Annotated in this window: 12 protein-coding genes; 8 read left to right on the forward strand and 4 right to left on the reverse strand. The window is 34.5% G+C overall.

The features are described from left to right. The first annotated feature begins 42 nt into the window (after positions 1-42). Together B0M43_RS14730 and B0M43_RS14735 are read left to right on the forward strand one after the other, a co-directional pair. A complete protein-coding gene (locus tag B0M43_RS14730) occupies positions 43-456 on the forward strand; it encodes a hypothetical protein (protein WP_078007536.1) in 414 nt (137 codons plus the stop codon). A gap of 257 nt (positions 457-713) precedes the next feature. After that, positions 714-1601: a carbon-nitrogen hydrolase gene (locus B0M43_RS14735; RefSeq protein ID WP_078007535.1), complete on the forward strand. Its 888-nt coding sequence runs from the start codon at positions 714-716 to the stop codon at positions 1599-1601. Positions 1602-1729: 128 nt separating this feature from the next. On the opposite strand, the gene B0M43_RS14740 is transcribed toward B0M43_RS14735, so the two are convergent. Together B0M43_RS14740 and B0M43_RS14745 are read right to left on the reverse strand one after the other, a co-directional pair. Next, complete coding sequence (locus tag B0M43_RS14740) at positions 1730-2995, reverse strand: OmpA family protein (protein WP_078007534.1); 1266 nt, start codon at positions 2993-2995, stop codon at positions 1730-1732. Between the two features lie 220 nt (positions 2996-3215). After that, on the reverse strand, positions 3216-4742 hold the full coding sequence (locus B0M43_RS14745; protein ID WP_078007533.1) for a choice-of-anchor I family protein: 1527 nt from the start codon (positions 4740-4742) through the stop codon (positions 3216-3218). A gap of 186 nt (positions 4743-4928) precedes the next feature. On the opposite strand from B0M43_RS14745, the gene B0M43_RS14750 reads away from it, so the two are divergent. Next, positions 4929-5969, forward strand: a complete 1041-nt coding sequence (locus B0M43_RS14750; RefSeq protein WP_065449635.1) for an agmatine/peptidylarginine deiminase — start codon at positions 4929-4931, stop codon at positions 5967-5969. A gap of 389 nt (positions 5970-6358) precedes the next feature. On the opposite strand, the gene fahA is transcribed toward B0M43_RS14750, so the two are convergent. Continuing rightward, positions 6359-7642 carry a fumarylacetoacetase gene (fahA, locus tag B0M43_RS14755; RefSeq protein WP_065449636.1) on the reverse strand — a complete coding sequence of 428 codons (1284 nt, stop codon included), beginning with the start codon at positions 7640-7642 and terminating at the stop codon, positions 6359-6361. A gap of 108 nt (positions 7643-7750) precedes the next feature. Between fahA and glyA the strand changes: the two genes are divergently transcribed. From glyA to B0M43_RS14775, 4 genes are all read left to right on the forward strand, one after another. Beyond that, complete coding sequence (gene glyA, locus B0M43_RS14760; RefSeq protein WP_078007532.1) at positions 7751-9025, forward strand: serine hydroxymethyltransferase; 1275 nt, start codon at positions 7751-7753, stop codon at positions 9023-9025. Positions 9026-9191: 166 nt separating this feature from the next. Next, positions 9192-9785, forward strand: a complete 594-nt coding sequence (locus B0M43_RS14765) for a tRNA-(ms[2]io[6]A)-hydroxylase (protein WP_065449638.1) — start codon at positions 9192-9194, stop codon at positions 9783-9785. Positions 9786-10091: 306 nt separating this feature from the next. Further along, positions 10092-11132: a GMP reductase gene (locus B0M43_RS14770; protein WP_065449639.1), complete on the forward strand. Its 1041-nt coding sequence runs from the start codon at positions 10092-10094 to the stop codon at positions 11130-11132. Between the two features lie 22 nt (positions 11133-11154). Further along, entirely contained in the window at positions 11155-11652 is a 498-nt protein-coding gene (locus B0M43_RS14775; protein ID WP_078007531.1) for a GNAT family N-acetyltransferase, read from the forward strand. Positions 11653-11720: 68 nt separating this feature from the next. Here the strand turns inward: B0M43_RS14775 and B0M43_RS14780 are convergent, their stop codons facing one another. Next, entirely contained in the window at positions 11721-12299 is a 579-nt protein-coding gene (locus B0M43_RS14780; RefSeq protein ID WP_078007530.1) for a pentapeptide repeat-containing protein, read from the reverse strand. Positions 12300-12629: 330 nt separating this feature from the next. On the opposite strand from B0M43_RS14780, the gene aspA reads away from it, so the two are divergent. Then, entirely contained in the window at positions 12630-14039 is a 1410-nt protein-coding gene (gene aspA / locus B0M43_RS14785) for an aspartate ammonia-lyase (RefSeq protein ID WP_065449641.1), read from the forward strand. The last annotated feature ends 151 nt before the right edge of the window (positions 14040-14190 follow it).

A 14190-nucleotide genomic window follows, 5' to 3' on the forward strand; every position in this document is an offset into this window, starting at 1 on the left:
CCTCGCATCTTCATAGTAATTAACAATTAATTATTATTTTATATGAAAAATTTTAGATTTAAATCAGTTTTTGTAGTATTATTTTTAGCAACAACATTAATTTCATGCAGCAATGACGATGATGAACCAACGATGCCTAAGCCAACTACAAAAGTGGCGTTAGTAACAGAAGTAAAAGGTCCTGCAACCGGAAAAGTAAACGAAGAACTAAGTTATGATGTAACTTTTATAGTAGATAATGCTTGCGGAGAATTTAGCAAAATTTCAGAGGTAACAATCGGAACAGAAAAAGGCTTGCAGGTAGAAGCGAAATACCCATCTGAAATTTGTACACAACAAGTTCCGGATCCTAAGAAAACGATTTACAAATTTAAATCAGCAACAAAAGGAACTTTTGAAATCAAATTCAAAAAGTCGGATAAGGAATTCATAACGACAAAAGTAGTTATTGAATAATTAGGTTATTAAAGATAAATTTTTGGTCAGAAACCATTTTGCAAATTTTTAAAATATTTGTAAAATGGTTTTCTTTTTTATGAAAGCCTCGTTATGCTTGATAATATAAATCCGGTGAAATTAAAAAGAAATAAATTTTGTGTTTTATGACTTAGGAAGCAAACTTCAAGACTCATTCTTTGGCAAACTTTTCGGCTAATAACAACCCTTTGCCATTCCTTTAAAAATTACTATTTTTGCACTCTAAATTTTATGTCATGTCGAAAAGAAAATATAAAATAGCCGTTATCCAGTTAAATCTGAACGACGTTGCCGAAAATAATCTTAAAAAATGTATCAGCTGGGTAAAAGATGCTGCTAATAAAGGTGCAGAAGTAATCTTGTTACCTGAATTATATAGCAGTCATTATTTTTGCCAAAGCGAAGATGTAGACAATTTTGCATTAGCAGAACCACTTTACAGTACTTCATTTATTGCTTTTAGCGAATTGGCAAAGGAATTGGGTGTAGTAATTATTGTTCCTTTCTTCGAAAAAAGAATGGCTGGAATTTACCACAATAGTGCTTACATCATTGATACTGATGGAACTGAAGCTGGTTTATACCGCAAAATGCACATTCCGGACGATCCACATTTCTATGAAAAATTCTATTTCACACCGGGAGATTTAGGTTTTAAAGCAATTGAAACCAAAAAAGGAAAAATTGGAACTCTTATTTGTTGGGACCAATGGTATCCGGAAGCAGCGCGTATCACAGCTTTAAAAGGAGCTGAGGTATTGTTTTATCCAACAGCAATTGGATGGCATCCTAAAGAAAAAGAACAATATGGCGAAAACCAATATGGTGCCTGGATGAACGTAATGAAAGGTCACGCTGTAGCAAACGGAGTTTTTGTTGCTGCTGCAAACAGAATTGGTTTAGAAAAATATATCGAAGGAACAGAAGGAATTCAGTTTTGGGGAGCATCGTTTATAGCAGGACCACAAGGCGAGATTTTAGCTCAGGCTTCTCACGATCAGGAAGAAATTTTAATTGCTGAGGTTGATTTGGATCTTCAGGAAAATGTACGTCAGAACTGGCCATTTTTCAGAGACAGAAGAATCGATGCTTTTGGTGATATTACTAAAAGAGCCATTGACTAAATTCAGTTAATTCAAATAAAACAAAAAGGACGAAATCTACATTTCGTCCTTTTTTTTATTCTCTTAGAAACAAAAAAAATCCGCTTCAGAATATTCCGAAGCGGATTTTTAGAAAATATATAATAAGATTATTTTACTTTAAAAGTAACTCTTCTTACGATTTGACGAGCTTCTTTAGAATCTTTGTTCACAGAAGTATCTTCACCGTTAGCAATTACATTTAATCTTGAAGCATCAATTCCAGCGTTTTCAGCTACTTTTTTCACAGCTTCAGCTCTTTTTCTTGATAATTCAGTGTTGTAGCTTGAACTTCCAATTTCGTCAGCATATCCTACGATATCAGCAGATTTTCCTGGATTGTTTTTCAAGTATTTTACTAAGAAGTCAACACCAGATAAAGAAGCATTTGTTGGTTTAGATGAGTTAAAGTCAAAATAAACATTAACATATCCTCCGTTGATCAATTCTTCAACAGTATTGTTTGTTGCAGTTTGACTACCTTGTCTAACATAAGTTTTATCTAAGTAGCTTTCTAATTCATCTGGAACACCATTTTGGTTGGTATCAATAGATTGTCCTTTAGTATTTACAGCAACTCCAGAAACAGTATTAGGTTCTAAATCGTATAAATCAGCAACACCATCTTTATCAGTATCAATAAGACCAGTTTCGATAGTTGTTACTCTGTTTTCTAATTGGTTTAATCTTTCATTTTCTTCAGAATACCAGTCAGCATGTTTTTCGTTTTTACCTAAGTAGAAAGTCAAACCAACAGACGCATTTAATAATACACCATGTAATGAACCAGTAGTTGTAAGTCCGTGACCATCAAAGTTGTTGTTCTGTCTTCCGTTAACAATACCAGTAAGGTCTCCTGTTAAAGCGATTCTGTTACTTAATCTCACTTGACCTGTTAATCCCATGATTCCATGAGCCATGTAATCTTTTCCGTCAAAACCGTCATCATTACTTAATTGAGAAACACCAAAACCACCATGTGCTAATAAACCAAAAGTGTTTGTCCAGGTTTCAAAGTTTAAAGCTCTACCAAGGTTAATTACCCCTTGTAAACTTGCTCTGTAATACTTGCTGTCGAATTCCGGCGTGTTGTCGCGCTCTTGAAATTGGTCGTACCCAACATCCAGTTTCAAACCAAATTTAGGATTAAACATATATCTTACACCTAAATCTGCGTGAAACGGACTAGCAGTTTCTGTAGAATAACCAGGAGTTAATGCTCTAAGAGGTTTGTTTAAACCACCATTTAACTCTATAGACCATCTATTGTATGCAGGTTTTTCAATTGTAGGTTGAGCTGACGTTGTTGCCATATTTTGTGCACCCGCAGCAAATGTTAGTAGTAAAAGTGATACTGAAGCTAATTTCTTTTTCATGATATCCAAATTTTAATTTAATTGTGATTATTACGAGTTTTTCGTTTTAAACTCAGGACAAAATTATACTACGAGTTTCAGAATGTGTTCTATTTGGTCTTACATAATTCCCACCTTTTGGGTTTTATTTATGTAAATCCGTTAAAAGAATCAGAATTTTGAACAAAAAAAGGGAGCTAAATTTATATTTAGCTCCCTTCTCTAATTGTAAATGTGAAAGTTATTTTAAATCTGGCTGGTAGATTTTTATTGTTCCATCTCCCTCACTACTAACAACTAACAAACTTCTTTTTGTTGGACTTTTAGAAGCAGGAATGAATAATATTCCTTCTGGAGCATCTCCGGTTTTTACAGTTTGCAAATATTGAGGCGATGCGGGATTTGTTACATCATAAGTCATAAAAACATCTGATCTTTCTAAGCCAACAAACAGAATATTCTGACTTCCCATCTTAACAGCTACTACAGCTTCAGGTTCTGAGCCTTTATCATCGCTGCGTTTGTTGTCATAAGTTCCAAAATCATTTGATTTTTTATCAAGGTCATTTTTACTATCGTAAACAATTTTTCCGGTATTTCCGTTCCAGATCGAGAAAGAACGTGCTCCAAAAGCGACCATTTCGTCAAGATCGCCGTCACCATCAGTGTCACCCATGTCGGTAATTAAATTTAATCTTCCTAAATTGGTTTCTAATTTTAAAGTTGCAGCATCAGGAAAAACAGTTGCATCAAGCTTCATGTCTTTCATTCTTTTAATGTCACTATATGCAGTATATTCTCTGGCGTCGCCTTCGTTTGCTGTAACAAAATAAGGAACATTATTGGCAGAAAAATGACTAATTGCGTCTGGCATAAACATACCTTTTACTTTCCATGGACTAAAAATAGCTTTTTCATTTTTATCACTTACAGCAATAGCATTTTCAGCAGTATTAAAGTCTTTAAAACCTAAAGGATAAATAGCTGTAATGGTTTTAGAAGTCAAATCTACTTTTGCCACACCATTATTTTCCTGCAATGTTACCCAGGCAGTTTTAGAATCATCAGAAATAGTTACATATTCAGGTTCTATATCCTGAGCAAAACTTTTAGCGAATTTAGAAACTCTAAAACCTTCTTTTTGCAAAGCAGCAGACTGGCTGGCAAAAGAAGCGAAATCTAAAGTTGTAACCGAATAATTATTAGCGACTTCAATAATAGAGATAGTTCCGTTAGGATCTTGTAAATAATCGGTGCTTGGTTCCCCTTCATTAGCGGTCATAATATATTTTCCGTCAGGCGAAAAAGTAATCATATCCGGCAATGCGCCAACAGTAATTTGTTTGATTAAGCTGTAATCAGTAGTATTAAAAACAACCACTTTACCATTTCCTTGTTTATTTACGGTTGATTCTAACGCAACGGCTAATTTCCCATCAAATACTGCCACACTATTAGAAGCGCCTTCATAAGGAGTTAGATCTATTTTACCAATTTTAGTTGGTTTTGTAGGATCCGTTAAATCAATTACATCGATTTGGTTTGTTCCGCTATTGTTTACAGTAAAAAGTTTTTTTGTTTTTTCATCGAAAGCTGTAATCTCTGCTGCACCTTCGCCGCCAATAGTTACAGAACCAATTTCTTTAAAGGTTCCCGGGTTTTCATTTACAACAACTTCAGGTTCTGGTTTGCTTGAATTCTCATCATCATTATTACAGCTTACCATTATAGATAAAGCGGCTAATAACGTAATACTTAGTTTCTTCATTTTTGTGTTTTTTAGTTTTGCCAAATGTAATTAGCAGATTTTGGTCATATATTAAGGCTGTATTAATTAATCTTTAACTTAAATTTTATCAGATAATTAATCTAAAACCAATATCATTTTGTCTCGACTATTTTATAATCCTTCCGAATGCTTATCTTTGTACACTTTCAAAATTAGAACCTCTTTATGTCAACAAATAATAGAAGATTTCCAGCAGAATGGGAAAAACAACAAGGAATTGTATTATGTTTTCCGCATAATGGTAACGACTGGCCCGGAAAATACGAAGCTGTTCAATGGGCTTTTGTAGAATTTATAAAAAAAGTAGCCACTTTTGAAACTGTTTTTTTGGTCGTAGCCGATGAAAAACTAAAAGAAAAAGTAGCCGAAATGTTAGAAAGAGCACGCGTAAATAGTGCCAATGTATCTTTCATAATTCATAAAACAAACCGAAGCTGGATGCGTGATTCCGGACCAATTGTAGTAAAAAATGGTTCGAAAAGGGAAGCGTTGAATTTCAATTTTAATGGTTGGGCAAAATATAAAAACTATCAGTTAGATAAATTCGTTCCTTCTAAAATTGCTGATTTTATAGATGTTCCCTTGACACAAGTTGTTTATAAAGGAAAACCGGTAATTGTAGAAGGCGGTGCAATAGATGTAAACGGAAGAGGAACCTTGCTCACTTCTGAAGAATGTTTGATGCATCCATCAATTCAGGTTCGAAATAAAAATTTTACCAAAGAAGATTACGAAGCTGTTTTTAAGGAATATCTGGGAGTTACAAACGTAATTTGGCTTGGAGACGGAATAGAAGGAGACGACACACACGGACACATCGACGATTTATGCCGATTTGTAAATGAAGATACGATTGTAACAATTGTTGAAACGGATAAAAATGATGCTAATTATAAGCCATTACAAGATAATTTGAAACGTTTGCAAAATGCAAAATTAGAAGACGGAAAATCGCCTACAATCGTAGCATTACCAATGCCAAAACGTGTAGACTTTGAAGATTTAAGATTACCGGCAAGTTATGCTAATTTCTTAATCCTGAATAATTGTGTTTTGGTTCCTACTTTTAATGATAGTAATGATCGTGTAGCTTTGAATATTTTATCAGAATGTTTCCCTGACAGAGAAGTAATAGGAATAAGCTGTATTGATTTTATCTGGGGATTCGGGACTTTGCATTGTTTGAGCCAGCAGATTCCGGCTTAGGTTTAGCCACGAAGGCACAAAGTCACAAAGTTTTTTTTAGCTTTATGTAATATTTAATCTCGTAAAGTCGCAAAAATTTTATTTCTAAGTCTTTTGTATAGCCCCTAGCTTCAGCTAGGGAAAAACGATTTGAATATAAAAAAGGCTTTAGCCAAACTAATCTAGTTTGGCTAAAGCCTTTTTGTTTGCGTTAACTATTTCCATCCAGCTAAAGCGGGACGCTATTTAATCTTATTTTTTAAATAAAATTTTGAATCTAGCAATCCCGATAGCTATCGGGATTGCTAGATTCAAACATAAAAGTATTTGCTCAAAATAAAGCATAAAAAAACCTTGGCGACAACCAAGGTTTTATATTTTTATATCTCTTCAGATAATTTATCTGCTCTTCATGGTCTGATAAAAGGCGGTAACAATTGGCTGGCTACCTCTCCAAAACCAAGTCTCACTTCAGCATTTTCGCAAAAACCTCTAATAATAACAGTATCGTTATCTTCGATAAACTTACGTTCACTGCCATCTTTTAATTTCAATGGATTTTGTCCCCCCCAAGTTAATTCTAACATAGAACCAAAACTATCCGGAGTTGGACCAGAAATTGTTCCTGAACCCATCATATCGCCAGAATTTACACGACAACCATTAGAAGTATGGTGTGCTAATTGCTGTGCCATTGACCAGTATAGATATTTAAAATTTGATTGAGAAACTAGAGTTTCTTCTTGATTTTCAGGTTGTATAGAAACTTCTAAATGAATATCAAAAGCTTTTTTTCCTTTAGTCTGTAAATAAGGTAATGGTGAAGGATCTTGTTTAGGGCCTTTAGTTCTAAAAGGCTCCAAAGCATCCATAGTTACAATCCACGGAGAAATTGATGTTGCAAAGTTTTTGGCTAAGAATGGTCCTAGCGGCACATATTCCCATTTTTGGATATCGCGCGCGCTCCAGTCATTTAGTAAAACCATTCCAAAAATATAATCTTCGGCTTCATAAGTTGGGATGTTTTCTCCCATTATGTTTACGTCAGTCGTAATAAACGCTGTTTCCAGTTCAAAATCTACCAAACGAGACGGTCCAAAAACAGGATATTTCTCGCCGGCGGGTAAAGTTTGTCCCATTGGTCGGTGCACCGGAATCCCGGACGGAACAATAGTCGAACTTCTACCATGATATCCTACAGGTATATGTAACCAGTTTGGTAATAAAGCATTTTCAGGATCGCGGAACATTTTCCCCACGTTTGTAGCGTGTTCTTTACTGGAGTAAAAATCAGTATAATCACCTATTAATACAGGTAATTGCATCTCGACATCATCGATTTTAAAAATAACAATATCGCGATCTTTTGTTGAATCTCGTAGCTGTGAATTGGTTTCGTCGAAAATATCGGCAATGCGATTTCGAACCAGACGCCATGTTTTTTTTCCGTCAGAAATAAAATCATTAAGCGTGTCCTGCATGAACATATCATCAGTTAAATCTATTCCTGAAAAATAGTTTAATTGTTGTAGAGCCCCTAAATCTATAGCGTAGTCGCCAATTCGTGTTCCTACTGTAACGACATTTTCTTTAGTAAGAAATACACCGAAAGGAATATTTTGAATAGGGAAGTCGCTATTTTCTGGCACTTCTAACCATGATTTTCTTTTGGTATCGTTAGCGGTTATTGGCATGTGAATGTTAATTATTTGTTGAAAAATTCTATGTCAAATATATCATAATCTAGCAGTTTGACAAACGTTTTTTTGTATTTTTGCAGGAAATTAACGAAAAACGAAAAAATGCAACGCGACGAACAAATTTTTGACCTTATACTAGAGGAACAAGACAGACAAATTCACGGATTAGAACTTATCGCTTCAGAGAATTTTGTAAGTGATGAGGTAATGGAAGCAGCTGGTTCTGTTTTAACTAACAAATATGCCGAAGGATATCCTGGCAAAAGATACTACGGAGGTTGCGAAGTAGTTGACGTTATTGAGCAAATTGCAATAGACAGAGCTAAAGAATTATTTGGTGCTGAGTATGCAAACGTTCAGCCTCACTCAGGATCTCAGGCCAATACAGCAGTTTACCATGCTTGTTTAAATCCTGGTGATACTATATTAGGTTTCGACTTATCTCATGGTGGTCACCTGACTCACGGTTCTCCTGTAAACTTTTCAGGTCGTTTATACCGTCCCGTTTTTTACGGAGTAGATGCTGAAACAGGTCGTTTAGATTATGATAAAATTCAGGAAATTGCAACTAAAGAACAGCCAAAATTAATCATCGCCGGAGCATCAGCTTATTCTCGTGATATGGATTTTGAGCGTTTTAGAGTAATTGCTGATAGCGTTGGAGCTATTTTGTTTGCTGATATTTCACACCCTGCAGGTCTTATTGCAAAAGGATTAATGAATGATCCAATTCCTCACTGTCATATTGTTTCTACAACAACTCACAAAACTTTACGTGGACCACGTGGAGGTTTGATTTTAATGGGGAAAGATTTTGAAAACCCTCAAGGTTTGAAAACTCCAAAAGGAGAAATCAGAATGATGTCTTCATTATTAGATCTTGCTGTTTTTCCAGGAAATCAAGGTGGACCTTTAATGCATATTATCGCTGCTAAAGCGGTTGCTTTTGGTGAAGCATTAAAAGATGAATTCTTTACTTATGCTATGCAATTGCAAAAAAATGCAAACGCTATGGCTGATGCTTTTGTAAAAAGAGGATACAAAATTATTTCTGGCGGAACTGATAACCACATGATGCTTATTGACTTAAGAAATAAAAATATTTCTGGTAAAGAAGCGGAGAATGCATTAGTAAAAGCAGAAATCACTGTAAATAAAAATATGGTTCCATTTGATGATAAATCACCATTTGTAACTTCAGGTATACGTGTAGGAACAGCAGCAATCACAACTCGTGGTTTAGTTGAAGAAGATATGGAAACTATCGTAGCTTTAATCGACAGAGTACTTGCTGATCACACAAACGAAGCAGTTATTGAAGAAGTAGCTGGAGAAGTAAACGAAATGATGAGCGAAAGACCGATTTTCGTATATTAATAATAAAATTTGAAACTTAATTGTTTCAAGTTTCAGGTTTCAAGTTTAAAGTTTTGTGAAGCGCAAAAAACGCAAAGCAAAACTTTAAACTTTTTTCGTTCCTAAAAGAACCTAATACTTAGAACTTGAAACCTGAAACAAAATAAAACCTGAAACAAAAAAGATCATGGGTGTATTAAGATTACAATTGCCAACAGACCCAAGATGGGTAAATATTGTAGAAAAAAATATTGAAGAAATCCTGACAGATCACGCTTGGTGCGAGCAAAAAGCAGCAACAAACGCGATTACCATTATTACCAATAACTCTGAGCATCAGGATTTGGTCAAAGATTTATTGGCTTTAGCCAAAGAAGAAATCGATCATTTTGAGCAGGTTCACAATATTATTATCAAAAGAGGATTAAAGTTAGGACGCGAGCGTAAAGACGATTATGTAAACGAATTGTATTTATATATGAAAAAAAGCGGTGACGGAAGCCGTGTTTCAGGTCTTGTAGAAAGATTATTATTTTCAGCCATGATCGAAGCCAGAAGCTGCGAACGCTTTAAAGTTTTATCCGAAAATATTCAGGACGAAGAATTAGCCATTTTCTACAGAGAATTAATGGAAAGCGAAGCCGGACATTACACTACCTTCATCACATACGCCAGAAAATACGGAGTTGGAATTGACGTTGAAAAACGCTGGAGAGAATGGCTAGCCTACGAAGAATCTATTATTTCAAATTACGGAAAAGGGGAGACGATTCACGGGTGATTTTTTTTAGTATTCAGTCTCGGTTTTCAGTCTCAGTCTAAAACTGATTACTGTGACCGCGATTGAAAAGTGAAGTAATTTGTCACGTTGAGCGAAGTCAAAAAAATTTCCAATTAAAAAGTTTTTGCGGATCTCTGTGCAATCTCAGTGAATCTCCGCGAAATAAAAAAATCCGTATAAATCCGCGTTTTCGCGATAGCGAATCCATGTCATCCTTGTGCCAAATTAACCACAAAGTTTAGCAATCTAAAATCTGCAATCAACAATCTAAAATTGTATATTTGAGAGTAACCAAAACTTAAAGCCATGAGAATAGAAAATGATCTGAAATTAGGATTTAAAGATGTAATGATTCGCCCAAAAAGATCAACACTCAAAAGCAGATCGGAAGTTTCTTTAGAACGAAATTTTAAATTTTTGCATTCTACCACAAACTGGACAGGAATTCCTATTATGGCGGCAAATATGGATACCGTTGGTACTTTTGAAATGGCAGAAGTTCTTGCTAAAGAAAAGCTTTTCACAGCAATTCATAAACATTATTCACCAGAGGAATGGAAAACTTTTTTATCAAAAGTTAATCCGGATTTCTACGATTATATTGCTATTAGTACCGGAACCGGCAAAGATGATTTTGCCAAAATTGGTCAAATTATTACCGAAAATCCGTTACTAAAATTCATTTGCATTGATGTTGCGAATGGCTATTCAGAGCATTTTGTGCAGTTTTTAAAACAAACCCGAAAACAATATCCGGACAAAGTTATTATTGCAGGAAATGTTGTGACAGGCGAAATGGTCGAAGAATTATTATTGGCTGGAGCCGATATTGTAAAAGTAGGCATTGGACCAGGTTCTGTTTGTACCACACGTGTAAAAACAGGAGTTGGGTACCCGCAGCTTTCAGCCATTATAGAATGTGCCGATGCCGCTCACGGTTTAGGCGGGCATATTATAAGTGATGGTGGATGCAGTACTCCGGGCGATGTTGCCAAAGCTTTCGGCGCAGGTTCAGATTTTGTAATGTTAGGCGGAATGCTGGCTGGTCATACTGAAAGTGGAGGGGAGCTGATCGAAATCAAAGGCGAAAAATTCAAACAATTTTACGGAATGAGTTCAACAACCGCAATGGACAAACACGTTGGCGGAGTTGCAGAATACAGGGCAAGCGAAGGTAAAACCGTTAAGGTTCCTTTTAGAGGAAATGTTATTCATACCGTATTAGATATTTTGGGTGGTTTACGCAGTACTTGTACCTATGTGGGCGCTTCAAGATTGAAAGAGCTGACAAAACGAACGACTTTCATCCGCGTAAGCGAACAGGAAAATCAGGTTTTTACTAAATAATAAAAGCATTTTAAATAACAGTATGATTACGATTACAGCAGCAACAATAAACGATATTAAGCAAATTCAGAATATAGTAAATATTACATGGCCCATAACTTATGGTGAAATCCTCTCAAAAGAACAGCTGGATTATATGTTGGCGCTATTTTATTCTACTGAAGCTCTAACTGACCAATACGATAAAAAAGTACAGTTGTTTTATATGATTGATGAAGATGAAACTAATATTGGCTTTATCGGAATTGAACATCATTATAATGGAAAAGCGATAACTAAAATTCATAAAATCTATCTTTTGCCAGAAACCCAGGGAAAAGGAATTGGAAAAAAAGTGATTGACGAAATTGGAAAATTAGCTTTAAAAAACAATTCAATTGCTTTATTATTGAACGTAAACCGATTTAATACAGCTTTAGGATTCTACAAAAAAATAGGTTTTGAAGTTATTGAGGAAGTGAATATTGAGATTGGAAATGATTATTTGATGGAGGATTATGTGATGGAGAAGAAGCTCTAAACACGAATTTACTTCGTCTGTTCGTGACCCAAGCGATAGCGAACAGACGAAGTAAATCCGTGTTTGTTTTAACTCACCACAACATCATGCTTAAACAACAACCCTTTCACTTCTTTCAAAGCAAAAACAGCTTTCTTTAGTTTGGTTTTTGATGGATCAATAGTATAATTATAGCTGGTTTTAAAATCGGCTTTGTTGGCGATGGCTTTGTCGAATTCTGAACGGTATAAGTCACAATTGTCAAAAAGAACACTTGTAAGATCTGTAGCCATAAAATCGACGGCAATTAAACTACAATTGTTAAACGTTGTTCCTTTTATCTTTAAGGTATAAAACTTCGAAAAATCCAGAATGCAATCATAAAAATGAACTTCGAAAATAAGTTTGTCGCACATTGCAAAATTAACTTCTTTAATTTCGCATCTATTAAAAGTGGCCGTTCTAAAAGCGACATAGTTAATCTTTGCTTCGCTAAAAATACAATCATTAAAAACACAATCAATAAAAGTAACGGCTAAGAAAGTACAGGCCGAAAAATTGCAATTATTGAAAACACAGCATTCAAAATCCTTGAAGTTGACATCATCTCTACCATAAATAATAGTGTCGTATTCTTTATCAAGAAAATATTCAGATTCTTTTTTCAATGTTATTTTTAATATTATTTGAGAGCGAAAAGATAATAATTACGTTGCATTAATTGATCAGGAAATATCATTAATTTTATAATTCAAAAAATATTGTTTTTCTTTAATATTTTAAACAGAAGTACTTGATTTTTGTGAAATAGGCGACGTTTTTTTAATGCTAATTTTTTATGAATATGATATTTTTAAGGCGTTAAAATGATAAGTGTTTAATTTTAAGGCTTTATTTTTGTAAAAATTTATTAATATTTAATTTAAAATGTTTTATTATAATACTATTTTGCTGTAGCTTTACACTGTTTTTAAGTTAAAACGTAACACTTATATTATATGGGATCAACAAGAAAAGAACATGATTTTTTAGGAGAATTAGACATTCCTAATCATTTATATTATGGTATCCAAACCTTCAGAGCTGTAGAAAATTTTAATATTACAGGAATTCCAATTTCAAAAGAACCTTTATTTATCAAAGCGCTGGGTTATGTAAAAAAAGCAGCTGCTTTAGCCAATAAAGATTGTGGAGCTCTTGATCCTAAAATTGCCGAAGCAATTTGTTACGGAAGCGATCAGGTTATTGCTGGTAAATTCGATCAGGAATTTGTAAGCGATTTGATTCAGGGTGGAGCAGGAACTTCAGTAAATATGAATGCGAATGAAGTAATCGCCAATATTGGTCTGGAATATTTAGGTCATAAAAAAGGAGATTATAACTTCTTGCATCCAAATAATCATGTCAACTGTTCTCAATCTACAAACGATGCTTATCCATCGGCGTTTAGAATTGCGCTTTACATGAAAATGGAAAGTTTTATTAAAACATTAGAAGGTTTAGAAGTTGCTTTTGCTGCAAAAGGAGAGGAATTTAAAAGTGTTCTTAAAATGGGAAGAACCCAATTGCAAGATGCTGTTCCGATGACTTTAGGACAAGAGTTTAGATCATATGCGACTACAATAGGCGAAGATGTTCGAAGATTAAAAGAAGCTCAGAGTTTGGTTTTAGAAATCAATATGGGAGCAACTGCAATTGGTACAAGAGTAAACGCACCAGAAGGATATCCTGAAATTTGTGTAAATTATTTGGCCAAAGAAGTTGGAATTCCTTTGACGCTTTCTCCGGATTTAATTGAAGCTACGGTTGATACAGGAGCTTACGTTCAGATTATGGGAACATTAAAAAGAACAGCGGTAAAAATTTCTAAAATCTGTAACGATTTAAGATTATTGAGTTCAGGACCAAGAACAGGTTTCAACGAAATCAATTTGCCGGCACGTCAGCCAGGATCTTCAATTATGCCAGGAAAAGTAAATCCTGTAATTCCGGAAGTCGTAAACCAAACTTGTTTTTATGTAATTGGTCAGGATTTAACGGTTACTATGGCGGCTGAAGCAGGACAATTGCAATTGAACGTAATGGAGCCGGTAATTGCTTTTGCGATGTTTACCTCTTTAGATTACTTATCAAATGCAATTCAGACTTTAATTGATAAATGTATCGTTGGAATTACTGCAAATGAAGCCCATTGCTATAATCTGGTAATGAATAGTATTGGAATTGTAACACAATTAAACCCAATTTTAGGTTACGAAGTAAGTGCCAGTATTGCTGGTGAAGCTTTAAAAATGAACAAAAGCGTTCATGAAATTGTTGTGGTCGAAAGAAAACTAATCACACAGGAAAAATGGGATGAAATTTATTCACTAGACAACCTGATCAATCCAAAGTTTATCACGAAATAAGAAAAAAGAGATATCAGTTTAGAAAGCCGTCAAATTTATTGACGGCTTTTTTTATGGTTTAAAATTGCGTTTTTTGTTAAATTTGTATTGTAAAATATTGAAAATAAGGTATATATTTACATAAGGTTTGATTGTTATTTCGAAAAATTAA

Source organism: Flavobacterium sp. KBS0721 (genome assembly GCF_002007065.3).
In the GTDB taxonomy this organism is placed as follows: domain Bacteria; phylum Bacteroidota; class Bacteroidia; order Flavobacteriales; family Flavobacteriaceae; genus Flavobacterium; species Flavobacterium piscis.